The sequence below is a fragment of the Bradyrhizobium sp. RD5-C2 genome (assembly GCF_019972155.1).
GTDB lineage: Bacteria > Pseudomonadota > Alphaproteobacteria > Rhizobiales > Xanthobacteraceae > Bradyrhizobium.
This window is the reverse complement of sequence record NZ_BOVL01000057.1, coordinates 160,536-182,955: the sequence shown is the minus strand read 5'-3', so window position 1 is coordinate 182,955 and position 22,420 is coordinate 160,536. Positions and strand designations below refer to the sequence as shown.

Genomic DNA, 22,420 nt, shown 5'->3' with positions numbered 1-22,420 from the left:
GATGCGACTGACCGGAGGTACGTCCGCACGGCTCGGTGCAAGCTGGGACGGCAGAGGCACCAACTTTGCGCTGTTCTCGGCGAATGCGGAGAAGGTGGAGCTGTGCCTGTTCGACGGCCAGGGCCGCCGCGAACTCGAGCGGATCGAGATGCCAGAGCGCACCGAGGACGTCTGGCATTGCTATCTCAACGACGTCTCGCCGGGCCAGCTTTACGGCTATCGCGTCTACGGACCCTACGCACCGGAACGCGGCCACCGCTTCAATGCCAACAAGCTGCTGCTCGATCCCTACGCCAAGCGGCTCGCCGGCCGGCTGGTGTGGAGCGATGCGCATTTCGCTTATCGTACCGGCAGTGCGCGCGAGGATCTCTCCTTTGACCGGCGCGACAATGCCCGCGGCATGCCGAAGGCCGTGGTGGTCGACGAGACCTTCAACTGGGGCCGCCGCGAGATCCGGCCGCACGTTCCCTGGCAAGACACCATCATCTACGAGGCCCACGTCAAGGGCCTGACCCAGAAGCGCGAGGACGTGCCGCCGAACCTGCGCGGCACCTATGGCGGCCTGTCGTCGCCGGCGATGATCGATCACCTCAAGCGGCTCGGCGTCACCACGATCGAGCTGTTGCCGATCCACGGCCTGATCGACGACCGCGTCCTGGTCGAGAAGAAGCTCGCCAACTACTGGGGCTACAACACCATCGCTTTCTTCGCGCCGGAGGCACGCTACGCCCAGGACAATGCGCTGGACTCGTTCCGCACCACGGTGGCGCGGCTGCACGATGCCGGCCTCGAGGTGCTGCTCGACGTCGTCTACAACCACACCGCCGAGGGCAACCATATGGGCCCGACGCTGTGCTTCCGCGGTATCGACAACGCCTCCTATTACTGGCTGAACCGCGAGAACCCGCGCTTCTACGACGACTTCACCGGCTGCGGCAGCTCGGTCAACCTCACCCATCCGCGCGTGCTGCAGATGGTGATGGATTCGCTGCGGTACTGGGTCGAGGTCTGCCATGTCGACGGCTTCCGCTTCGATCTCGCCACGACCCTGGCGCGCGGACCGAACGGGTTCGATCGCAACCATCCCTTCCTCACCGCGATCCGCCAGGACCCGGTGCTGGCGACCGCCAAGATGGTCGCTGAGCCCTGGGATCTCGGTCTCGGCGGCTACCAGGTCGGCGCGTTTCCGTCGCAATGGTCGGAGTGGAACGACCGTTATCGCAGCGCGATGCGGCGCTACTGGAGCGGCGAAGGCAGCCTGATCGGCGACATCTCAGGCCGCATGACCGCGTCCTCGGATCTGTTTCACCACGACAACCGGGCGACCCGCGCCAGCGTCAACCACATCACGGTGCACGACGGCTTCACGCTCGCCGATCTCTTCAGCTACAACGAGAAGCACAACGAGGCCAATGGCGAGGACAATCGCGACGGCTCCAACGACAACCACAGCAACAATTGCGGCCATGAAGGCCCGACCGATGATCCCGCCATTATCGCGCTGCGCCGCCAGCTCAGGAAGAATGCGCTGGCCTGCCTGCTGCTCGCACAGGGCACGCCGCTGATCCTCGCCGGCGACGAGGTCGCCAACACCCAAGCCGGCAACAACAACGCCTATTGCCAGGACAATGAGACCGGCTGGATCGGCTGGGAGAACCTCGGCACCGACGACGACGCCATCGCCTTCATCGGCCATCTCACCGCGCTGCGCCAGCGCTTCGGCCAGATCCGCTGCCAGAGCTGGCTCGATGGCCGCCGCGCCGACGGCAGCTATGGCGTGATCTGGCTGACGCCATCGGCGGAGGAGATGAAGGAGTCCGACTGGAAATTCCCGGAAAGCCGGTTCCTCGCCTACGTGCTGGGGCCGATGGAACAAGGCCAGGCGCCGATCTTTATCGTGCTGAATGCCGCGCCGCAGGAGATCGTGTTCAGGATGCCGCGGATGGCGGAATACAGGAGCTGGCAGCAGGTCTTGAACACGACCAAGGCAGAACAAACGGCCGAGCAATTTGTGGCCGGCGCCGACACCACGGCACCGCCGCGCTCCGTGCTGGCATTCGCAGGCTCCGCATGAACAGTGCGCAGCACTTCGGACCCGAACTGACCACTGACGGCACGCGCTTCCGGCTCTGGGCGCCGGCAGCCAAACGCGTCGACCTCTTGCTCGACAAGCCGCATGCGCTCACGCGCGATGCCGCCGGCTGGTACGTCGCCGAGATAGCCGGCGCGCGCGCGGGCACGCGTTACAAATTCCGCATCGACGACGAGGTCGATGTGCCCGATCCAGCCTCTGCGTTCCAGCCGGACGACGTGTTCGGCCCGAGCGAGGTGATCGATCACGCAGCATTCAAATGGCGCGCGACCGAGTGGCGCGGCCGACCCTGGCACGAGTCCGTTATTCTCGAGGCCCATGTCGGGACCTTCACGCCGGAGGGCACCTACCGCGCCATGATCGACAAGCTCGATCATCTGGTGGCAACCGGCATCACCGCGCTCGAACTGATGCCGCTGGCCGATTTCGCAGGCAAGCGCAACTGGGGCTATGACGGCGTGCTGTGGTATGCGCCCGACAGCGCCTATGGCCGCCCCGAGGACCTCAAGGCCCTGATCGATGAGGCGCATCTGCGCGGGCTGATGGTGATGCTCGACGTGGTTTACAACCATTTCGGCCCGGAAGGGAATTACCTCGGCCGCTATGCGCCCACCTTCTTCAGCGACGCGCATACGCCGTGGGGCAGCGCGATCGATTATCGCGTACCCGAGGTGCGTGCGTTTGCGATCGGCAGCGTGGTGAGCTGGCTGCGCGACTATCGCTTCGACGGGCTGCGCTTCGACGCGGTCAACACCATCGTCGAAGCCGGCGAAATCTCCATCCTGCATGACTTCAGCAAGGCCGCAGGCCAACTCGCCACGGAAACCGGCCGGCACATCAACCTCGTGCTCGAGAACGGCGACAACATCGCAAGCCTGCTCGATGCCGCCGAGGACCCACCGCACGGCAAATTCCGCGGCCAGTGGAACGACGATTATCATCACGCCTGGCATGTGCTGCTGACCGGCGAAACCCAGGGCTATTACGGCGACTACAAGGCGCCGAAGCAGGACCTCGCGCGGGCGCTGTCGTCCGGCTACATCTACCAGGGCGAAGTCTCGGCGTTCTGGGGCGGCAAGGCTCGCGGCGAGCCGAGCGGTACGCTGTCGCCGACCTGCTTCATCAACTTCCTGCAGAACCACGACCAGATCGGCAACCGGCCGCTGGGCGACCGGCTCGAGAGCATCGCAAAGCCGCAGGCGATTGAGGCAGCGTTGGCGGTCACGTTGATCGCACCGACCACGCCGATGCTGTTCATGGGCGAGGAATGGGGCGCGACGACCCCCTTCCCGTTCTTCTGCGATTTCAAGGGCGACCTCGCCAACGCCGTCCGCGCCGGCCGGCGCAAGGAATTCGCCTGGGCCTATGCCAAATACGGCGACGACATTCCCGATCCGCTTGCCGAAGGGACGGCGCGATCGGCCGTGCTCGACTGGGCGGCGCTCGGCCACGATCCCGCCCGCGCGCGGCTGACGCTGGTGCGCGACCTGCTCACCGTGCGCCGGCGCGAGATCACGCCGCGGCTGACAGGGGCACGCTTCGGCGGCGACCGCGTCACGGGCGATCTCTTGACCGCGCATTGGCGGATGGGCGACGGCCGCACGCTATGGCTGACGGCCAATTTGTCGGATCGGGATGTCACTGGCGCGCCGGAAGCGAAGGGAACTGTGATCTGGGGCGGCGCGTTGTCGAGCGACCTCCCCGGCTGGGCGGTGCGCTGGCACATCGGATAGCACAATGCCTCCGGCGATCCCGATCGCGACCTACCGACTGCAACTCACTGCCGATTTCGATTTCGATGCCGCCGCCGCCGTGGCGCCGTATCTGAAGGCGCTCGGCATCAGCCATGTCTATGCCTCGCCGTTCATGAAGGCGCGCAAGGGCTCGACCCATGGCTATGACGTCGTCGACCACACCAAGTTCAATCCGGAACTCGGCGGCGAAGAAGGCTTTGCGCGGTTCAGCGATGCGTTGAAGCAGAACGACCTCGGCCTGATCCTGGATTTCGTGCCGAACCATGTCGGCGTGCACTTCGCCGACAATCCCTGGTGGCTCGATGTGCTGGAATGGGGACCGGTGTCGCCTCACGCGGTCTCCTTCGACATCGACTGGGACCTCTTGCCCTATCGCGCGCGCGGTGGCGTGCTGCTGCCGATCCTCGGCTCGTCCTACGGCCAGGCGCTGGAACGCGGCGAGATCAAGCTGCGCTATGACGCGAGCGAAGGCAACTTCTCTGCGTGGTACTTCGAGCACCGCCTGCCGATCGCGCCGGAGCGCTATGGCGAGGTGCTGAGAACCCTCGTCCGCGAAGCCGGTGCGGAAGACAGTCCGGCCGGTCGCGCGCTGCTCGAGCTCGCTGCCAAGTATCGCGGGCTGCGTCACCCGAACCGGCAGGAGGCGCCGACGCTGAAGGCCGCGATCCAGGCGATCGCGGGCAGCTCCGAGATCATCGCGCGCGGGCTCGATGCCTATCGCACCAGTGAGGACCGGCCGACCCAAACGCTGGCGCTGCATCATCTTCTGGAACGCCAGCACTACAAGCTCGGCCACTGGCGGCTTGCCTCCAGCGACATCAACTATCGACGCTTCTTCGACGTCAACACGCTGGCCGGCCTCAGAGTCGAGGACGCCGCCACATTCGAGGCAAGCCATAGTCTCGTGAAGCGGCTGATCGCGGAAGACCGACTGCAGGGTTTGCGGCTCGACCATATCGACGGCCTGCGCGATCCCGCCCAATATTTCCAGCGGTTGCGCCGCCTGATCCGCACCGCGCAAGGCGCCAAGGCCAAGCCCGTCTACATTGTGGTCGAGAAGATCCTCGGCGAGGACGAGAAGCTGGCGAAATTCAGCGGCGTTCACGGCACCACCGGCTATGAATGGATGAATACGATCAGCCAGGTGCTGGTCGACGGCAGCGGGCTCGATCCGCTCAACGAGATCTGGCGCCAGATCAGCAACCAGTCGCCGAACCTGACGCCGGTGCTGCGCGCGGCCAAGCGCCGCGTGCTGGAGACCTTGCTGACCAGCGAATTCACCGTGCTGGCGAGGCTGCTCGCGCGCATTGCCAGCGGGCACTATTCGACCCGCGACTTCTCCGCCGACAGTTTGCGGCAGGCGCTCGAGCTCTACGTGCTGCACTTCCCGGTCTATCGCACCTATCTCACCACCTCCGGCCCAACCACGCATGACCGCGCGCTGATCAGCGCGATCATCGAGCGCGCCCGCGCCGACTGGTTCGCTGCCGATGAAGGCCTCTTCGACTTCCTGCGCGACGCCCTGACGATGGACCTCCTGAAGCCCGGCCGGCCGCCACATGGTGCGCCACGAATCCGGCGCTTCGCGCTGAAGGTGCAGCAATTCACCGGGCCGATGATGGCGAAGTCGCTGGAGGACACCACGTTCTATCGCTACCACCGCCTGCTCGCGCTCAACGAGGTCGGCGGCGATCCGGCGGCGAGCGCGATCGCGCCCGAGACCTTCCACGCCAAGATGCAGGCCCGCGTCCGCGAATGGCCGCACGGCATGACGTCGACCGCGACCCACGACACCAAGCGCGGCGAGGACGCCCGCACCCGCATCATGGCGCTCGCGGAAATCCCCGGCGAATGGACCGGCGCGGTGGCGCGCTGGAAGGTCTTGAACGCACCGCATCTGGTGCTCGACGGCGAGACGCGCGCTCCTTCAGCGACGTTCGAATACATGCTGTACCAGGCCCTGATCGGTGCCTGGGATCCGGAAGATGCGTCACTGGTCGGACGCATCCAGGCCTATGCCCTGAAGGCCGCGCGTGAGGGCAAGCAGGAGACCAGCTGGCTCAATCCGCACGAGCCTTACGAGGCGGGTGTGAAGACCTTCATCGCGCGGATCCTCGATCGCACGGCCTCGCTGGAATTCCTCGATGCGCTGGAGACGCTGGCAGGGCGCACCGCGCTGATCGGGGCGCTGAACTCGCTCAGCCAGATCACCCTGAAGGCGACGATGCCGGGCGTGCCGGATTTCTACCAAGGCACCGAAAGCTGGGATCTTTCCCTCGTCGATCCCGACAACCGCCGTCCGGTCGACTTTGCCGGACGCGCGGACATGCTCGCGGCGCTGGAGACGCCGGACTGGGATGCACTGGCGCAAGGCTGGCGCGATGGCCGCCTGAAGTTCGCATGGACGCGGCATCTGCTGCGGCTGCGCAATGAACTGCCCGAGATATTCACCAGCGGCGACTACCAGCCGCTCACGGTCAGCGGCCCGCATCGCGATCATGTCATCGCCTTCGCGCGGCGCCATGGCCGCGAGGCGGTCATCGTCGCGGTAGCGAAATCATTTGCCCCGTTCACGCAGGGCGGACGGAGCTGGCCGCGCGCCGAGGCCTTTGAAGGCGAGATCGATGTGGCTGGATATGCGCTCCCGGGCGGCCAAGACAGGATTCAGCTCTCGACGCTGTTCGCCAGGCTGCCGGTCGCGGTACTGAAGGCGAAGGCCGCGGCTGGAACGAAGCAAGCCCCAAGACGTGCACGCGCGCACGGCTAACGTCACGCGTCAGCGCTTGGTCAGCAGCAACTGCCCGCTCTTCTTAATGGCGGCCTGCGCGACCTCGGCGAAGCGTTGCAGCAGCCACGGCAGCGTCACTTCCAGGCGCACATGGCTGTCCTCGACATCGAGATGTCCGGTGGCGACCTGCCCCAGCGCGCGGACGCGGAAGCTCATGCGGTTATTCTCCCAGCGCTCCTCGTCGACGCTCATGACAGGCACGTTCGCCGCTGCGCGCGACAAGCCTGTCTTCAGGCGGCGCATCGCTTCGTCGCGGCCGAGGCTGTGGGGAATCGAGACAATCAGCGGAGCCGACATCGCGGTGCACTCCTCCATGGATTCCGTTGATGTAGTTCTGTTCCACCGCAAATGGAAGATCACACAGTTTTATCGCACGGTTCAAACCGGAACCTTCATAGTTGCGGGTTGTTTCCTCTCCCGAAGGGCAGAGACGACAGGCCCGCGGGGCTGAGGAGGACTGAGATGTCACTTGGAACGATCATTCTTATTATTCTGGTTATTGCGCTGCTTGGCGGCTTCAGCGGCATCGGCGGCGGACCGTTCTACGGCACCGGCTATTACGGCGGCGGCGGTCTCGGCCTTGTGATCGTGATCCTGCTGATCCTGCTCCTGCTGGGACGCCTGTAGCGCCCGGACGCGTGTTGCGCACGATCCGCATCAGCAACTGTCATCACCCGCGAAAGCGGGTGATCCAGTATTCCAGAGGCGTTCGTGATTGAACGGATCAGCCGCGGCGTACTGGATACCCCGCTTTCGCGGGGTATGGCGACCAAGCCAGCGGCACAAGCCTTCCTAAACGTTTGCTACTGCGCCGCGAGCTTCTTCATCGACGCCTTGATCGACGAGGCCGCATCCTCATAGCCGTCCCATGCCTTGCTCTTGGCGAGCAGCGCCGGCACCGACCGCACCGTATATTTCTTCGGATCGAGGTCGCCGCGCACCTGAGCCCAGGTCAGCGGCATCGACACCGTCGCGACCGGACGCGCTCGCGGCGACAGCACCGCGACCGCGGTCGAGAGCCGGTCGTTGCGTAGATAATCGAGGAAGATCTTTCCGGTGCGCTTGGCCTTGGACATATTGATCAGATAGCGCTCGGGATCGTCCTGCGCCATCCACTGGCAGATCGCTTGCGCGAATGCCTTGGCCTCCTTCCAGGTCACCTTGTCCTTCGCACCTGAGAGCAGCGGCGCCACGACGTGAAGGCCCTTGCCGCCGGTGGTCTTGCAGAAGCTCTCGAGACCGACCGCAGTCAACCGCCGACGCATGTCCTTGGCGGCGTCGATCACGTCGGAGAATGTGACGTCGGGGGCCGGATCGAGATCGAACACCAGCCGGCCCGGCGTGTCATAGGCATCGGGTGCGCAATTCCAGGGATGAAGTTCGAGCCCGCCGAGCTGCGCGACCGCAGCCAACCCTTCGACCTGGTCGATCTGCAGATAGGGTTTGCGGTCACCGGAGACCTTGGCGAGCTTCAGGAGCTTCGATGTGCCGGCCATCGCGTGGCGCTGGAAGAACGTCTCGCCCTTGATGCCGTCAGGCGCACGCACGATCGAGCACGGACGGCCCTTGAGGTAGGAGATCATCCAGGCGCCGACCGCCTCGAAATAATTGGCGAGGTCGAGCTTCGTCACCGGCGCGCCGTCGCCGGCATCGGGCCACAGCGCCTTGTCCGGGTGCGAGATGACGATGCCCATGACCTCGCCGGATTTTGCTTTCGCCATCGGCTTCACCACTTTTGTTACGACCGGCCGCTCGGCCTCGACCTCGTGCGCCGGCTTGTCCTGGCGCAGGCCCTTGAACGCCGCCTGGCGGATGTTGCCGGCGTCGGTCCAGCCGGCGAACTCGATCTCTGCGACCAGCTCCGGCTTCAGCCAGTGCACGTCGCGGCCCTTCTTCGGCGCGTCCTTGCCGCCGAACGGGCTGGTGTCGGACGCTGCCGCCTTCAGCGCCGGCATGATGCGGCGGACGGTATCCTGGCCGAAGCCGGTGCCGACGATGCCGACAAACTCCAGATGGCCGCCGCGATAGACGCCCGCCATCAGCGAGCGGAATTTGCCGTTGGTGGTCTTCCAGCCGCCGATCACCACCTCGTGGCCGGCGCGGATCTTTGCCTTGGTCCAGTCGTCGGAGCGGCCGGAGCGATAGGCGCCGTCGAGGCGCTTGGAGACGATGCCTTCCAGCCCGAGCTTGCGCGCCGAATCCAGCACGGCGTCACCGCGCTCCTCGAAATGCTCGACATAGCGGATCAGTCTGCCCTTGCGCGCCGCGAGCAGCGCCTTTAGCCGCGCCTTGCGCTCGGCGAGCGGCAGCGGGCGGAGATCCTCATTGCCGGCAAACAGCAGGTCGAACGCATAGAAGATCAGCTGGTCGGTCTTGCCGTCGGACAATGCCGCCTGCAGCGTCGAAAAATGCGGCATGCCGTTCTCGTCGAGCGCGACGATCTCGCCATCGATCAGGGCATCCGGCAGCTTGCCGGCCTCCGTCACGATCGCGCCGAACTTGTCGGACCAATCGAGCCCCTTGCGGGTCTTCACCACGGCCTCGCCGTCCTCGACGCGAAGCTGCACGCGGTAGCCGTCGAACTTGATCTCGTGGCACCAGCCCGCGCCATTGGGCGGACTCTCGACCGCGGCGCAGAGCTGCGGCGAAACGAAGTCCGGCATCTCCGTTACCTGCATCGGTTGGGCCTTCGGCCTCGTCTTCAATTGCGCTTTCAATTTTTCCTTGGGCGCCGGCGCCTTGGTCCGGGCGCGCGCGTCGGCAGCCATGCCGTGGTTGGATTGCCAAACCGCATCTGCCTTCATTGTCGCCTTCGCCTTGCCGTTGCCCCTGGCCAGCATGAACGGCTTCGGCGCCCGGCCCTTGCCGGCTGTGATCTCTGCCATCGACCGGCCGGAGGCGACCGAGCGGTCCTCGTCGAGGACCGCCTCGCCATTGCCATCAACGGCGTATTCGTCGCGGTGCTTGATCAACAGCCAGTTGGTGCGCTTGCCGCCGAAGCGGTCGTTCTTCATCCGCACAAGCACCCAGCTGCCGTGCAGCTTGTCGCCATGCAGCGTGAACTTGAGGTCGCCCTTCTTGAAGCCGCGTTCGGGATCGTCCGATTCCCAGGTGCCGCGATCCCAGAGCTGCACTGTGCCGCCGCCATACTGGTTTTCGGGAATGGTGCCTTCGAAATCGCCATAGTCGAGCGGATGATCCTCGACCTCGACCGCGAGCCGCTTGTCGTGCGGATCGAGCGAGGGCCCGCGCGTCACCGCCCAGGACTTGAAGACGCCGTCGAACTCCAGCCTGAAATCATAGTGCAGCCGTGTCGCGTCGTGCTTCTGGATCACGAAGCGCCGTTGCTTGCCGGGCGCGACCTTGACGTCGCCAGACGGCTCATTGGTCTTCTCGAAGTCGCGCTTCTTGCGATAGGTGGTGAGATTTCTCAACGACACGTCCAGGCCTCGGCGCAAACCACGGCCGCCGCGAGCCTGCGGCCATCAGGAACCAAAACCTACGGTATCCGTTCAAGTTCCAAACTCAAGCTGTTTGGAGACGATCATGGCCGCTCCCCGCGCCTACTGGAAAGGCACGCTCAAACTGTCGCTGGTGTCGTGCCCCGTGGCGCTCTACCCGGCCTTGACCACGGTCGAGAAAGCCCGCTTTCACATGATCAACCGGGAAACCGGCAACCGGCTGAAGCAGCAGATGGTCGATGCCGAGACCGGCGACGTCGTCGAGGGCGACCAGAAGGGCCGCGGTTACGAGGTAACCAAGGGCAAATATGTCGAGATCGAGAAGGACGAGCTCGAGGCGGTCGAGATCGAAAGCAACCACACCATCGACATCGACAGCTTTGTGCCCGAGGGCGAGATCGACAAGCGCTATCTGGACCACCCCTATTACATCAGACCCGACGGCAAAGCCGGCGCGGACGCATTCGCTGTCATCCGCGACGCCATGAAGGACCAGGACCGCGTCGCGCTGGCGCGCATCGTGCTGACCAATCGCGAGCACGTGATCGCGATCGAGCCGCTCGACAAGGGCATGCTCGGCACCACCCTGCGCTACCCCTACGAGGTACGCGATGCCGGTGACTATTTCGACGATATCAAGAGCCCGAAGGTGACCAAGGACATGATCGAGCTCGCCAGCCACATCCTCGAAAGCAAGGCCGCGCATTTCGATCCGTCGAAATTCAAGGACGAGTACGAGACCGCGCTGAAGGCGCTGGTCCGCCGCAAGGCCGCCGGCAAGCCGATCAAGGCGGCCGCGCGCGAGGAGAAGCCGAGCAATGTGGTGAACTTGATGGACGCGCTGAAGCAGAGCCTGAAGGACCGGAAAGGTGACGCCAGGCGCTCAGGCTCCGCCGCACGACGCCCGGCCTCGCATCGCCGTACCGCCAAGAAGGCGCACAGGTCGAGCGCGCGGTCGCGCAAGGCGGGGTGAACTCCCGCTCCCGTCATTGCGAGGGGCGAAGCGACGACTTTGTCCGCCGAAGCCTCGGCAAAGGGCGGAAGTAATCCATCTTTCCGCAGTCGAGGAGAGATGGATTGCTTCGCTTCGCTCGCAATGACGATGGGAACGGCTGCCCCTACTTCTACTTCGCGGCCTTCCGCTTCTTGGCCGCCTTGCGCTTCGCCGTCTTCTTCTTGGAAGCCTTCTTCGGTACCTTCCGCCCCTTGGCACGCGCCTCCGACAGACCGATCGCGATCGCCTGCTTGCGGCTCGTCACCTTCTTCTTGGAGCGGCCACTGCGTAGCGTGCCGGCCTTGCGCTTCTTCATCACACGCTCGACATCGCTTGATGCATTTCGCGAGTATTTTCTTGCCATGACTTCTCTCCCGTTAACGGAAACAAGCCTCGATGGGAGTGAAAGTTCCGACGGTGCCGTCGCCCGGCTCGACCGGGCGACCCAGTATTCCAGAGACGGTAGTGATTTAACCGAGAGGCCGCGGCGTACTGGATGCCCCGCCTTCGCGGGGCATGACACCGGAGAGAGCTAATCCGCCGCGCGGAGCCGATAGCCGATGCCGGTCTCGGTCAGCACGAACTGCGGACGCTCGGGGTCGGCCTCGATCTTCTGGCGGAGCTGGCGCACGTAGACGCGCAGATATTGCGCATCGGTCAATTCGTCCCACAATTCCTTCAGCAGAAAGCGATGGGTCAGCACCTTACCGGCATGCTGCACCAGCACGCGCAGCAGGTCGTACTCCTTCGGCGACAGCTTGATCTCCTTGTCGCCGACCTTGACGATCCGGCGCACCAGATCGACCGAGAGATCACCGGAGCGGAACACCGGCCGCTCGCCCTGCACCTGCAGCTGGTGGCGCAGCGCGGCGCGCAGCCGCGCCAGCAGTTCGTCCATGCCGAACGGCTTGGTCAGGTAATCGTCGGCGCCGAGATCGAGCGCCTGCACCTTGCCGCCTTCGTCGCCGCGGCTCGACAGCACCACGATCGGAACGCTCTCGTTGCGGCCGCGAATCATGCGCAACAGATCGTGGCCCTGGATGTCGGGCAGTCCGAGATCGAGGATGATCAGCGCCGGCCCCTCGCCCAGCATTTCCAGCGCGATCTTGCCGTTGGAGGCTTCGAGGATGTCGTAGCCCCGCGTGCTCAGCCCCATCCGCAGGAGCTTGCGGATCGGCGGCTCATCGTCGATGACCAGGACTTTGATCGGCGTGGCGTTCATGCAGCAGTGTCCAGCGCATTGGTGTTGGCCGGGATCGGCAGGCGGATGGTGATGACGGCGCCGGTCCGGTCGGAGCGGTTGGCCGCCGCGATCGTGCCGCGCATCGCCTCGACGAAGCCGCGCGAGATCGCAAGCCCGAGGCCGGTGCCGGGACGGACATGATCGCCCTTCTCGGCGCGGTAGAACTTGTCGAACACGCTTTCGAGCTCGGCGGCCGGAATGCCGTTGCCCTCGTCGAGGATCTGAAGCGCGATGGTGTCGCGGTCGCGCGTGCCGCGGATCGAGATCGTGGTGTCCGAGGGTGCGTATTTGGCGGCGTTGTCGAGCAGGTTGAACAGCACCTGCTCGAACAGCACGGCGTCGAGCTCCAGCATCGGCAGGTCGGCCGCGAGCTCGAGCGACACCCGGTGATGTACGAGGATCTTGGCGGCGCGGCGCAGCGCGCTGCCGACGATCTCGCCGACATCATGCCGTGCGGTGTTGGGCACGATCGCGCCGGATTCCAGCTTGGTCATGTCCAGGAGATTGGCGATGAAACGATTCAGCCGTTCGGATTCGTCGATCACGGTCGCGAGCAGGTCATGCTTCTGGGCATCGCTCAGGCTGGTGCCGAGATCGCGCAGCGCCGAGGCCGAGCCGAGCACCGAAGCCAGCGGCGTCTTGAGGTCGTGCGAGATCGAGGTCAACAGCGCGCCGCGCAGCCGGTCGGACTCGACCGTGCGCTTGACGCGATCCATGTCCTCGACCAGCAGCACGCGCTCGATCGCCAGCGCGCCCTGGTCGACCAGCGCATCGAGCAGCCGGCGCTGGTCGGGCGTCAGCAGCGGCCCGGTGCGGTCGTCGTCGATGCCGATCACGCCGATCGGGCCGCGGCCGGTGCGCATCGGCAGGAACAATCGCTTGCCGCCCGGCAGCGTGTCGGAGCCGCGGCCGGCCGGGCGATCGTTGCCCCAGGCCCAGTTGGCGGCGGCGAGATCGGCCTGATCGAGTTGGTCCTCCGGCGGATAGCCGCTCTTGACCGTCAGCATGCCGTCCTCCGGCAGCAGCAGCACCACGCGCACCTTCAGCATCAGCGCAATCTGGTAGGCGGTCGCCCACAGCACGTCGTCGAGCGTCGCGGTGCCGGCGAGCTTGCGGCTGAACGCATAGAGCGACTCGGTGGTGCGGACGCGGCCGATCGCGGTGTCGGCCTGGACGCGCACCCGCGCCGCGACGTTGGAGACCAGCAGCGCGATCAGCATGAAGAAGAAGAACGCCGCGACATTGGTCGGGTCGGTGATGGTGAAAGTATAGACCGGCGGCAGGAAGAAGAAATTGTAGCACAGCGAGGCGGCGACGCTGGCCAGCAGCGAAGGCCACAGCCCGTAGCGCGCCGCCGCACCGACCACCGCGGTGATGAACACGAGGTCGACATTCTCGATGCCGAAAAACGGCTGGATTAGCTTGGCCGCGCCGAGCCCGATCGCCGTCAGCAGCAGCGCCATCAGATAGGGCCGCGGATTGAACGGCTCCTGCCGCTGCGCGGTCTGCACCGCTGCCTTGCCGACCGGCAATTCGTCGCCGGCGATCACGTTGACGCTGATATTGCCGGCGCGGCGCACCAGATCGTGCACCACCGAACCGCGGGTCAGCTCGAACCAGCGCGAGCGCGTCGACTTGCCGATGATGATCTGGGTGACGTTGTTGGCCTGGGCGAAATTGATGACGTCGTCGGCGATGCGGCGGCCGACGCCGGGAAGCGTCAGCGCCTCGCCGCCGAGCGATTCCGCGAGCCGCATGGTGTCGGAAAGCCGGTCGCGCTGCTCGTCGCTCAATTGCAGGCTGCGGCGCGTCTCGATGCTGACCGCGGTCCATTGCGCATGCAGCCGGTCGGCCAGGCGCTTGGTGTAGCGCACAAGGCCGGCCGCGCGCGGATCCTCGCTCAGGCACACCAGGATGCGCTCGCCCGCGGCCCAGGGCCCCTGGATCGCATTGGCCTGCATGTGGGTGAGCAGCTGCTCGTCGACCCGCTCGGCGGTACGCCGCAGCGCCAGCTCGCGCAGCGCGGTGAGATTGCCGGGCGAGAAATAGTGCTCCAGCGCCCGCTCCGCCTGCTTCGGCACATAGACCTTGCCCTCCTTCAGGCGCTGGATCAGGTCGTCGGGCGTGAGGTCGATCAGCTCGATGGCATCGGCGCGATCGACCACCGAGTCGGGCACCGTCTCGCGCACCCGCACATGGGTGATCTGCGCGACGACGTCGTTGAGGCTCTCGATGTGCTGGATGTTGATCGCGGTGTAGACGTCGATGCCGTGCGACAGCAATTCCTCGACGTCGAGATAACGCTTGGGATGCCGGCTGCCCGGGGCATTGGTATGGGCGAGCTCGTCGACCAGCGCGAGCTGCGGTCGCCGCGCGATCAGGGCGTCGAGGTCCATCTCCTCGAGCGTCTGGTCGCGATAGGCCAGCCGCTTCCGCGGTATCACCTCGAGACCCCTGAGCAGCGCCTCGGTCTCCACCCGCCCGTGGGTTTCGACGACACCGACCACGACGTCGACGCCCGCCTTGAGGCGGGCGTGGGCACTCGAGAGCATCTCGTAGGTCTTGCCGACGCCGGGGGCGGCGCCGATGAAGATCTTTAGCCGCCCCGATCGATCGGTCTCCCGGCGCGCCGCCTCCAGCAGCGCATCCGGCGAGGGTCTTTTATCGGGGTCACGCTGATTGGCCATACCGCAATATAGTCATCCTGCGAGAGCGGGCCTACTCCCCTATTTCGCCTTTGCCGCGTCGAGCGCCAGGTTGAGCGCAAGAACGTTAACGCGGGGCTCGCCGATGATGCCGGCGAAGCGGCCCTGCGTGTTCTGCGTCACCAGCTCGCGCACCGCATCCTCGGACATGCTGCGCGCCTTGGCCACCCGCGGCACCTGGAACAGCGCGGCATCCGGCGAGATGTCGGGATCAAGCCCGCTGGCCGACGTGGTGACGAGATCCACCGGCACGCTGGCAGTCGGATTCTCCGCCTTCAGCTTCTCGACATCCTCCTTGACCCGGTCGTTCAGCGCCTTGCTGGTCGGGCCGAGGTTGGAGCCGCCGGAATTGGCCGCGTTGTAGGGCGCCGGCACGGTCTTGGAGGCATCGTTCGGATCGGGCGCGACGGTCGCCGACGGCCGGCCGTGGAAGTATTTATCCTCCTTGAACTCCTGCCCGATCAGGGCGGAGCCGATCACCTTGCCGTCTTTCTCGATCAGGCTGCCTTGCGCCTGCTTCGGAAAGATGACGCCGGCGATCGCCGTCATGGCGAGCGGATAGGCAAGGCCCGTGATCGCGGTCAGCAGGACCAGCACAAGGATAGCGGGGCGGATTTCTTTCAACATGACAGGTCTCCTAAGTCTCTCTCGTCATTGCGAGCGAAGCGAAGCTATCCATGGCTCAGCACGGGGATCGATGGATTGCTTCGTCGCTTCGCTCCTCGCAATGACGGTTGTGGTTACGCAAGGCCCAAGGCGGCGACGATGAGGTCGATCGCCTTGATGCCGATGAACGGGATGATGATGCCGCCGAGACCGTAGATCATCAGGTTGCGGCTTAGCAGCGCACCGGCACCGACGGCGCGATACTTGACGCCCTTCAGCGCCAGGGGAATCAGCGCGATGATGATCAGCGCGTTGAAGATAATTGCCGACAGGATCGCGCTCTGTGGGCTCGCCAGGTGCATGACATTCAGCACCTGGAGCTGCGGGTAGAACGCGAGGAACATCGCCGGGATGATCGCAAAGTACTTTGCGACGTCGTTGGCGATCGAGAACGTGGTCAGCGCACCGCGGGTCATCAGGAGCTGCTTGCCGATCTCGACCACCTCGATCAGCTTGGTCGGGTTGGAGTCGAGGTCGACCATGTTGCCGGCCTCGCGGGCCGCCTGGGTGCCGGTGTTCATGGCGACGCCGACGTCGGCCTGCGCCAGTGCCGGCGCGTCGTTGGTGCCGTCGCCGCACATCGCGACCAGCTTGCCCTTGGACTGCTCGTCGCGGATCAGCTTGAGCTTGTCCTCGGGGGTTGCCTGCGCCAGGAAGTCGTCGACACCGGCCTCGGCTGCGATCGCGGCCGCGGTCATCGGGTTGTCGCCGGTGATCATCACGGTGCGGATGCCCATGCGGCGCAATTCGGCAAAGCGCTCGCGGATGCCGCCCTTGACGATGTCCTTGAGGTGCACGACGCCGAGCAGCTTGCCGTCCTTGGCCACCGCCAGCGGCGTGCCGCCGGCCTTGGCGATCTCGTCGGCAATCGCCTGGATCTCGCGGGCTTCGGCGCTCATCGTCGCTGCGACCGCGCGGACGGTGTTGCCCGACGCGACGGTGCGGGGCGAACCGCCATCGACATAGGCGAGGATGGCGTCGACCGCACCCTTGCGGACCGACGAGGTGCCGGCATCGATGCCGCTCATCCGGGTCTGCGCCGTGAACGGCACGAAGGTCGCGGCAAGCTCATGCATGTCGCGGCCGCGAATGCCGTACTTCTCTTTGGCGAGCACCACGATCGAGCGGCCTTCCGGCGTCTCATCGGCGAGCGAGGCGAGTTGTGCCGCGTCGGCGAGGTCCTGTTCGGTGACGTCACGGATCGGACGGAACGCGGTCGCCTGGCGGTTGCCGAGCGTGATGGTGCCGGTCTTGTCCAGGAGCAGCGTATCGACGTCGCCGGCTGCTTCCACCGCGCGGCCGGACATCGCCAGCACATTGAACCGCACCAGGCGGTCCATGCCGGCGATACCGATCGCCGACAGCAGCGCGCCGATCGTGGTCGGGATCAGCGTGACGAACAGCGCCACCAGCACCACGACCGAGATCGAACCGCCGGCATAGGCCGCATAGCTCGGGATCGTCACCGTCGCGAACACGAAGATGATGGTGAGGCCCGCGAGCAGGATGTTGAGCGCGATCTCGTTCGGCGTCTTCTGCCGCTCGGCGCCCTCCACCAGGCGGATCATGCGATCGATGAAGGTCGAACCCTGAGCCGCGGTGATGCGGACGCGGATCCAATCGGACAGCACCTGGGTGCCGCCGGTGACCGCCGAACGGTCGCCGCCGGACTCGCGGATAACAGGTGCGGATTCGCCGGTGATGGCGGCCTCGTTGACCGAGGCGACACCTTCGATCACCTCGCCGTCGGACGGGATGTTGTCGCCGGCCTCGACCAGCACGATATCGCCGACCTTCAGCGAGGTGCCGGGCACCATGCGATAGGTCCGATCGGTGCCGGTCAACAGCTTGGCCTGGCTCTCGGTGCGGGTCTTCTTCAGCGACTCCGCCTGCGCCTTGCCGCGGCCCTCGGCGACGGCTTCGGCGAAGTTGGCGAACAGCACCGTGAACCAGAGCCAGAGGATGATCTGGAAGGTGAAGCCTAGGTTGGCGCCGCCGGTGACGAGATCGCGTACGAAGATGATTGTGGTCAATGCGGCCACCACCTCCACCACGAACATCACCGGGTTATTCATCATCAGCCGTGGATCGAGCTTGACGAAAGCCGACCAGATCGCCGGCACCAGGATCTTCGGGTCGAGCATGGTCGACGCCGTCACCTGCTTCTGCAGTTTCATGGTTTCCATGGATGTCACTCCGGACGTATTCAATCAGAACAGGGTGTTGGCGTTCATGGCGAGGTGCTCGACGATCGGCCCGAGCGCGAGCGCCGGGAAGAAAGTGAGACCGCCGATGATCAGGATCACGCCGATGACGAGGCCGACGAACAGCCCGCCGGTGGTCGGGAAGGTGCCCGCCGAGGCCGGGATCGACTTCTTCTCGACCAGCGATCCCGCGATCGCCATCGCCGGCACGATCATGAAGAAGCGGCCGACAAACATCGCCGAGGCGAGCGTCAGATTGTAGAACAGCGTGTTGCCGGTGAGGCCCGCGAACGCCGAGCCGTTGTTGCCGGTCGCGGACGTGTAGGCATACAGCACCTCGGTGAAGCCGTGCGGGCCGGCATTGGCCATCGAGGCCACCGCCGACGGCAGCACCACGCCGACCGCGGTCCAGCCGAGATACATCAGCGGCAGCACCAGGATCGCGAGCATCGCCATCTTGACCTCGCGCGCCTCGATCTTCTTGCCGACATATTCCGGGGTGCGGCCGACCATCAGGCCGGCGACGAAGATCGCCAGCACGACGAACAGCAGCATGCCGTAGAAGCCGGCGCCGACGCCCCCGATGATGACCTCGCCGAGCTGCATGTTGATCAGCGGGATCATGCCGCCGAGCGCGGTGAAACTGTCATGCATGGCGTTGACCGCACCGCAGGACGCAGCCGTGGTGACAACGGCGAACAGCGAGGACGCGACGATGCCGAAGCGGACCTCCTTGCCCTCCATGTTGCCGCCGGTGAGACCCAGCGCCTGCAGCGCCGAGGTGCCGTTGGCTTCCGCCCAATAGGTGACGGTGACGCCGGCGACGAACAGGATGCCCATCACGGCGAAGATCGCCCAGCCCTGGCGCTCGTTGCCGACCATGCGGCCGAACACATTGGTCATCGCAGCGCCGAGCGCGAAGATCGAAATCATTTGCACGAGGTTCGACAGCGCGGTCGGGTTCTCGAACGGATGCGCGGCGTTGGCGTTGAAGAAGCCGCCGCCATTGGTGCCGAGCATCTTGATCGCAACCTGCGAAGCAACCGGTCCGAGCGCGATGGTCTGCTTGCCGCCCTCTAGCGTGGTGGCGTCGACATAGGCACCTAACGTCTGCGGCATGCCCTGCCAGACCAGGAACAGCGCATAGACGATGCAGATCGGCAGCAGGACGTAAAGCGTGCAGCGCGTAACGTCGACCCAGAAATTGCCGACCGTGCGCATCGACGAGCGGGTGAAGCCGCGGATCAGCGCCATCGCCAGCGCGATGCCGGTCGCCGCCGACAGGAAGTTCTGGTGGGTCAGGCCGAGCATCTGGACCAGATAGGACAGCGTGCTCTCGCCGCCGTAGTTCTGCCAGTTGGTGTTGGTGATGAAGGAGATCGCGGTGTTAAAGGAGAGATCCTCGGCAACCGCCGTCTGGCCGGCCGGATTGAACGGCAGCACCGCCTGCAGCCGCATCAGGCCGTAGATGAGCGTGAAGCCGCCGACATGGAACAGCAGCATCGCGACCGTATAGGTCAGCCAGTGCTGCTCGCGCCGCTCGTCGACGCCGCCGACCCAGTAGATGCCGCGCTCGACCGGGCGCAGCACGGGTGAGAGGAAGGTGCGCTCGCCGTTGAACACGCGGGTCATGTACCAGCCGAGCGGTTTGACCAGCGCGACCACGATCGCGCAGAACAGAATAATTTGAATCCAACCGATGACGGTCATTGCGTCAAACCTTTCGAATGGGTGCGAAGCGCAGCAGCGACGCGAACATGCCGAGCAACAGCCCGGTCAGCACCGCGTCGGCCAACAGAATTGTGCAGAGCGCTGACATCGCGAACCGCCTAGAAGCGTTCGGGCCGCAGCAGTGCGTAGGTGAGGTAGAACAGCAGGCCGAGCGAGACGAGGCCGGCGAGCGAGTAATCGAAGATCATCGCCGCCTCCCTTACAGCCGTTCGCAGGCGTAGGCGTAGCCGATGCCGGCCGCGAAGAAGCCGATCGCGAGCGCCGCCATGAGAATGTCCATCATGAGAGACTCCTATGCGTCCAAGGGGCGCGGGCGACCGTATAAGCGCTCCGCGCCGGATGACCGTGAGGTGCCATCCGGGGCATAGGTTTTCGAGATGTGACGCATAAGGACGTTATAGGAATCCTATAAGTGGCAAAGTGCCGGCCACGTTCTCAGCCGTCGTCCCGGCGAAGGCCGGGACCCATAACCACAGGGCGAAATTTTTGCGATGGCTGGGGCCCCAGCGTGACGCAACAACCAAATTCGGTGGTTATGGGTCCCGGCCTTCGCCGGGACGACGGTTTGGTCTTTATGGAATCCCTATATCTCCGTCCCTCGGCTCATCTCGTTTTCAAATGGCTATCCGGCCATTTTGGGCCTGCGGCCAATATCTTCGGCCGCATCTTCGACGAGATGACGCCATGTCCGTGCTATCCCAACCCACCTCCACCGATCTCGGCGAACGGCTGCGCGACGCCTATGCAGTCACCGCCGAGTTCATGGCCGACATCGTCAGCCAGACCTGCCGGCGGTTTCCGTCGGCCGGACAGAGCGGCAAGAGCGCCCGTGTCGAGCGCCTGATCCAGTCCGGCGCATGGACTGATGCAGCGATCGCGCTGCTCGACCTCGAGCTGCCGCAATGGCAGATCCGCCGCCTGGTCTATGACGAGGGCGAGTGGCACTGCGCGCTGTCGCGCGAACGCGAGCTGCCCGACTGGCTCGACCAGTCGATCGAAACCCACCATGCGGATCTCGCGCTCGCAATTCTCAGCGGCTTCGTCGAGGCGCAGCGGATCTCGACGCCCGAGAACCGCACCAGCGTCCCGACCGTCCATCGTAACACCAGCTCGCTTTACGAGCCGCTTCTCGTCGACAATATCGGCTGATGGCGGCGCCGTCGTGAACGCAAAACAACTGCCGCAGCAGCTGCAGTCGGTCCAGGTCATGGTTCGGTTCGGTTTCCGGATTGCCATCATGATCGGCTTTGCCGTGTTCGCCGGCGCGGGCTTCGGCAGGGGGATCGTCGCGCTGCTGTGGATGTCGGCGCTGATCTGCGCATTCGCCGGGCTCGTCAAGCGCGAGATGCCGTTTTCCGCAAACCTCAATCACTGGGACGAGATGACCGCCTATGTCGCGCTGTGCGCGCTCCGCACCGGCATCGTCCAGCACATCTAAGCCCACCCCTCAAATCCTATGCCGCTCCTATGAAGTCGGCCGTCCGCCGCGCTCGATTTCATATCCGGCAATACAGACATTGAACGCGTGATTTCCACCTGAAGGACTGCAATCGTGAAACTCGTCGAACCTCCCTCGTGTAGCGCAGCGTCCACCATCGTCTTCATCGGCCGCAACCACCGCGGCCAGTGGGTCGCCCAGCAGCAGAACGGCCTCTATGGCGGTCTGTTCGTCAACCGCGCCCAAGCCGTCAAATACGCGCTGTTCGAGAACGGCCAGCACCCCGAAATGATCGTCGAGCTGTCGCGCGAGCTCGAGCTCGACATGCGCGGCGAGACCGCGCCCCTCTCCGCAAGCCGCGTGGCCTGAGCCACCCCCATGACTGCGAAAGCGGATTCGGCGGCATGGCTGTCGGGCTTCATCCCCGATCTTCCGTCCCCCTTCAACCATCGAGACGAAATCGACACCGATGCGTTCGGCCGGCTGTGCGAGCGTCAGATCGCGGCCGGCGCCTCGGCGTTGGTGGTCGGCGAGACCGCCGGTGAGAGCTCGACGCTCGAGCTCGCGGAACGCGCGGAGCTGGTTCGCATCGCAGCCCACGTCGCGCGCAGGCGGGTCCGCATCATCGCCGGCGCCGGATCGAATGCGACGGATCGCGCCGTCACGTTCACGCGCGCGGCGGAAGCGGCCGGCGCCGATGCGATCATGTCGGTCGTGCCGTATTACAACAAGCCGATGCCACGGGGCATGGCGGCGCATTTCCGCGCCGTCGTGGACGCCACGGCATTGCCTGTTATCCTGCACGACATCCCGGCACGGACGGTGAAGGAGCTGGCAGACGAGATGCTGGTCGAGCTCGCAGCATCGCCACGCTTCATCGGATTGCGCGACAGCAGCAGCGATGTCGCCCGCCTCAGGCGCCTGCGTCCACGCCTGCCGTCGACGTTCCGGATGCTGACCGGCGACGACACGGTGTCGCTCGCCTATATGGCCGCCGGCGGTGATGGCTGCATCTCATCGGTATCGAACGTCGCGCCCGATCTATGCGTGGCGGTGGCCCGGCATCTGCGTGAGGGCCGCCTGTACCAGGCGCGTGAGCTGCATCAGCGCCTGGTGCCGCTCGCGACCATGCTGGAGCGCGAACATCCCGCCGCCCTGAAATTCGCACTGACGCTGTTGGGCTTCATGCAGCCGGCGACACGACTGCCGATCGTTCAGCTGGGTACAACGGCAAAGGCCGAGGTCGCGCAGGCGATGGCTGAGCTTGCCGACGAGTACCTCGCCGCCGCGCAGTGAGCCTTACCGACCCGACGCCCGCCATCGCAACGCACAATGGAATCAGCC

At 65.2% G+C, this 22,420-nt stretch carries 18 protein-coding genes; 9 read left to right on the top strand and 9 right to left on the bottom strand.

Features of this window, described 5'->3' with window-relative positions; translation table 11 throughout:
* Nucleotide 1: 1 nt before the first annotated feature.
* From glgX to treY, 3 genes are read left to right on the top strand one after another with little or no spacing between them, the layout of a single operon-like run.
* Complete coding sequence (glgX, locus tag BraRD5C2_RS37045) at nucleotides 2-2,074, top strand: glycogen debranching protein GlgX (RefSeq protein WP_223976992.1); 2,073 nt, start codon at nucleotides 2-4, stop codon at nucleotides 2,072-2,074.
* The gene (gene treZ / locus BraRD5C2_RS37040) at nucleotides 2,071-3,825 is read left to right on the top strand and encodes a malto-oligosyltrehalose trehalohydrolase (protein ID WP_223976991.1); all 1,755 of its coding nucleotides are present in this window, start codon (nucleotides 2,071-2,073) and stop codon (nucleotides 3,823-3,825) included. Before glgX ends, treZ begins: the two co-directional genes overlap by 4 nt.
* A gap of 4 nt (nucleotides 3,826-3,829) precedes the next feature.
* Nucleotides 3,830-6,613, top strand: coding sequence for a malto-oligosyltrehalose synthase (gene treY / locus BraRD5C2_RS37035; RefSeq protein WP_223976988.1), 2,784 nt, complete (start codon nucleotides 3,830-3,832; stop codon nucleotides 6,611-6,613).
* Nucleotides 6,614-6,622: 9 nt separating this feature from the next.
* Here the strand turns inward: treY and BraRD5C2_RS37030 are convergent, their stop codons facing one another.
* Nucleotides 6,623-6,931, bottom strand: coding sequence for a polyhydroxyalkanoic acid system family protein (locus BraRD5C2_RS37030; RefSeq protein ID WP_223976985.1), 309 nt, complete (start codon nucleotides 6,929-6,931; stop codon nucleotides 6,623-6,625).
* 165 nt (nucleotides 6,932-7,096) lie between these two features.
* Between BraRD5C2_RS37030 and BraRD5C2_RS37025 the strand changes: the two genes are divergently transcribed.
* Complete coding sequence (locus BraRD5C2_RS37025; protein WP_076865768.1) at nucleotides 7,097-7,261, top strand: DUF3309 family protein; 165 nt, start codon at nucleotides 7,097-7,099, stop codon at nucleotides 7,259-7,261.
* Between the two features lie 176 nt (nucleotides 7,262-7,437).
* On the opposite strand, the gene ligD is transcribed toward BraRD5C2_RS37025, so the two are convergent.
* A complete protein-coding gene (gene ligD / locus BraRD5C2_RS37020; RefSeq protein WP_223976982.1) occupies nucleotides 7,438-10,074 on the bottom strand; it encodes a DNA ligase D in 2,637 nt (878 codons plus the stop codon).
* 106 nt (nucleotides 10,075-10,180) lie between these two features.
* Here ligD and ku point away from each other — a divergent pair, with 106 nt between their 5' ends.
* Complete coding sequence (gene ku, locus BraRD5C2_RS37015) at nucleotides 10,181-11,068, top strand: non-homologous end joining protein Ku (protein ID WP_223976978.1); 888 nt, start codon at nucleotides 10,181-10,183, stop codon at nucleotides 11,066-11,068.
* 151 nt (nucleotides 11,069-11,219) lie between these two features.
* On the opposite strand, the gene BraRD5C2_RS37010 is transcribed toward ku, so the two are convergent.
* The 7 genes from BraRD5C2_RS37010 to BraRD5C2_RS36980 all read right to left on the bottom strand — a co-directional run bounded on the left by BraRD5C2_RS37010 (nucleotide 11,220) and on the right by BraRD5C2_RS36980 (nucleotide 19,826).
* Nucleotides 11,220-11,453 (bottom strand): DUF6496 domain-containing protein, encoded by a 234-nt coding sequence (locus BraRD5C2_RS37010; protein ID WP_223976976.1) that lies wholly within the window; start codon nucleotides 11,451-11,453, stop codon nucleotides 11,220-11,222.
* A gap of 168 nt (nucleotides 11,454-11,621) precedes the next feature.
* Entirely contained in the window at nucleotides 11,622-12,311 is a 690-nt protein-coding gene (locus BraRD5C2_RS37005; RefSeq protein WP_223976974.1) for a response regulator, read from the bottom strand.
* On the bottom strand, nucleotides 12,308-15,019 hold the full coding sequence (locus tag BraRD5C2_RS37000; RefSeq protein WP_223976971.1) for a sensor histidine kinase: 2,712 nt from the start codon (nucleotides 15,017-15,019) through the stop codon (nucleotides 12,308-12,310). Before BraRD5C2_RS37000 ends, BraRD5C2_RS37005 begins: the two co-directional genes overlap by 4 nt.
* A 39-nt stretch (nucleotides 15,020-15,058) precedes the next feature.
* Entirely contained in the window at nucleotides 15,059-15,664 is a 606-nt protein-coding gene (locus tag BraRD5C2_RS36995; RefSeq protein WP_223976970.1) for a K(+)-transporting ATPase subunit C, read from the bottom strand.
* Nucleotides 15,665-15,777: 113 nt separating this feature from the next.
* Entirely contained in the window at nucleotides 15,778-17,889 is a 2,112-nt protein-coding gene (kdpB, locus tag BraRD5C2_RS36990) for a potassium-transporting ATPase subunit KdpB (RefSeq protein WP_223976968.1), read from the bottom strand.
* Between the two features lie 24 nt (nucleotides 17,890-17,913).
* A complete protein-coding gene (gene kdpA / locus BraRD5C2_RS36985; protein WP_223976966.1) occupies nucleotides 17,914-19,617 on the bottom strand; it encodes a potassium-transporting ATPase subunit KdpA in 1,704 nt (567 codons plus the stop codon).
* A gap of 119 nt (nucleotides 19,618-19,736) precedes the next feature.
* Entirely contained in the window at nucleotides 19,737-19,826 is a 90-nt protein-coding gene (locus BraRD5C2_RS36980) for a K(+)-transporting ATPase subunit F (protein ID WP_016846764.1), read from the bottom strand.
* A gap of 496 nt (nucleotides 19,827-20,322) precedes the next feature.
* Between BraRD5C2_RS36980 and BraRD5C2_RS36975 the strand changes: the two genes are divergently transcribed.
* From BraRD5C2_RS36975 to dapA, 4 genes are all read left to right on the top strand, one after another.
* Nucleotides 20,323-20,787, top strand: coding sequence for a hypothetical protein (locus BraRD5C2_RS36975; RefSeq protein ID WP_223976964.1), 465 nt, complete (start codon nucleotides 20,323-20,325; stop codon nucleotides 20,785-20,787).
* Nucleotides 20,788-20,800: 13 nt separating this feature from the next.
* Entirely contained in the window at nucleotides 20,801-21,076 is a 276-nt protein-coding gene (locus BraRD5C2_RS36970; protein WP_223976961.1) for a hypothetical protein, read from the top strand.
* Nucleotides 21,077-21,190: 114 nt separating this feature from the next.
* Nucleotides 21,191-21,445, top strand: coding sequence for a hypothetical protein (locus BraRD5C2_RS36965; protein WP_223976959.1), 255 nt, complete (start codon nucleotides 21,191-21,193; stop codon nucleotides 21,443-21,445).
* Nucleotides 21,446-21,454: 9 nt separating this feature from the next.
* On the top strand, nucleotides 21,455-22,372 hold the full coding sequence (gene dapA / locus BraRD5C2_RS36960) for a 4-hydroxy-tetrahydrodipicolinate synthase (RefSeq protein WP_223976957.1): 918 nt from the start codon (nucleotides 21,455-21,457) through the stop codon (nucleotides 22,370-22,372).
* Nucleotides 22,373-22,420: the final 48 nt, after the last annotated feature.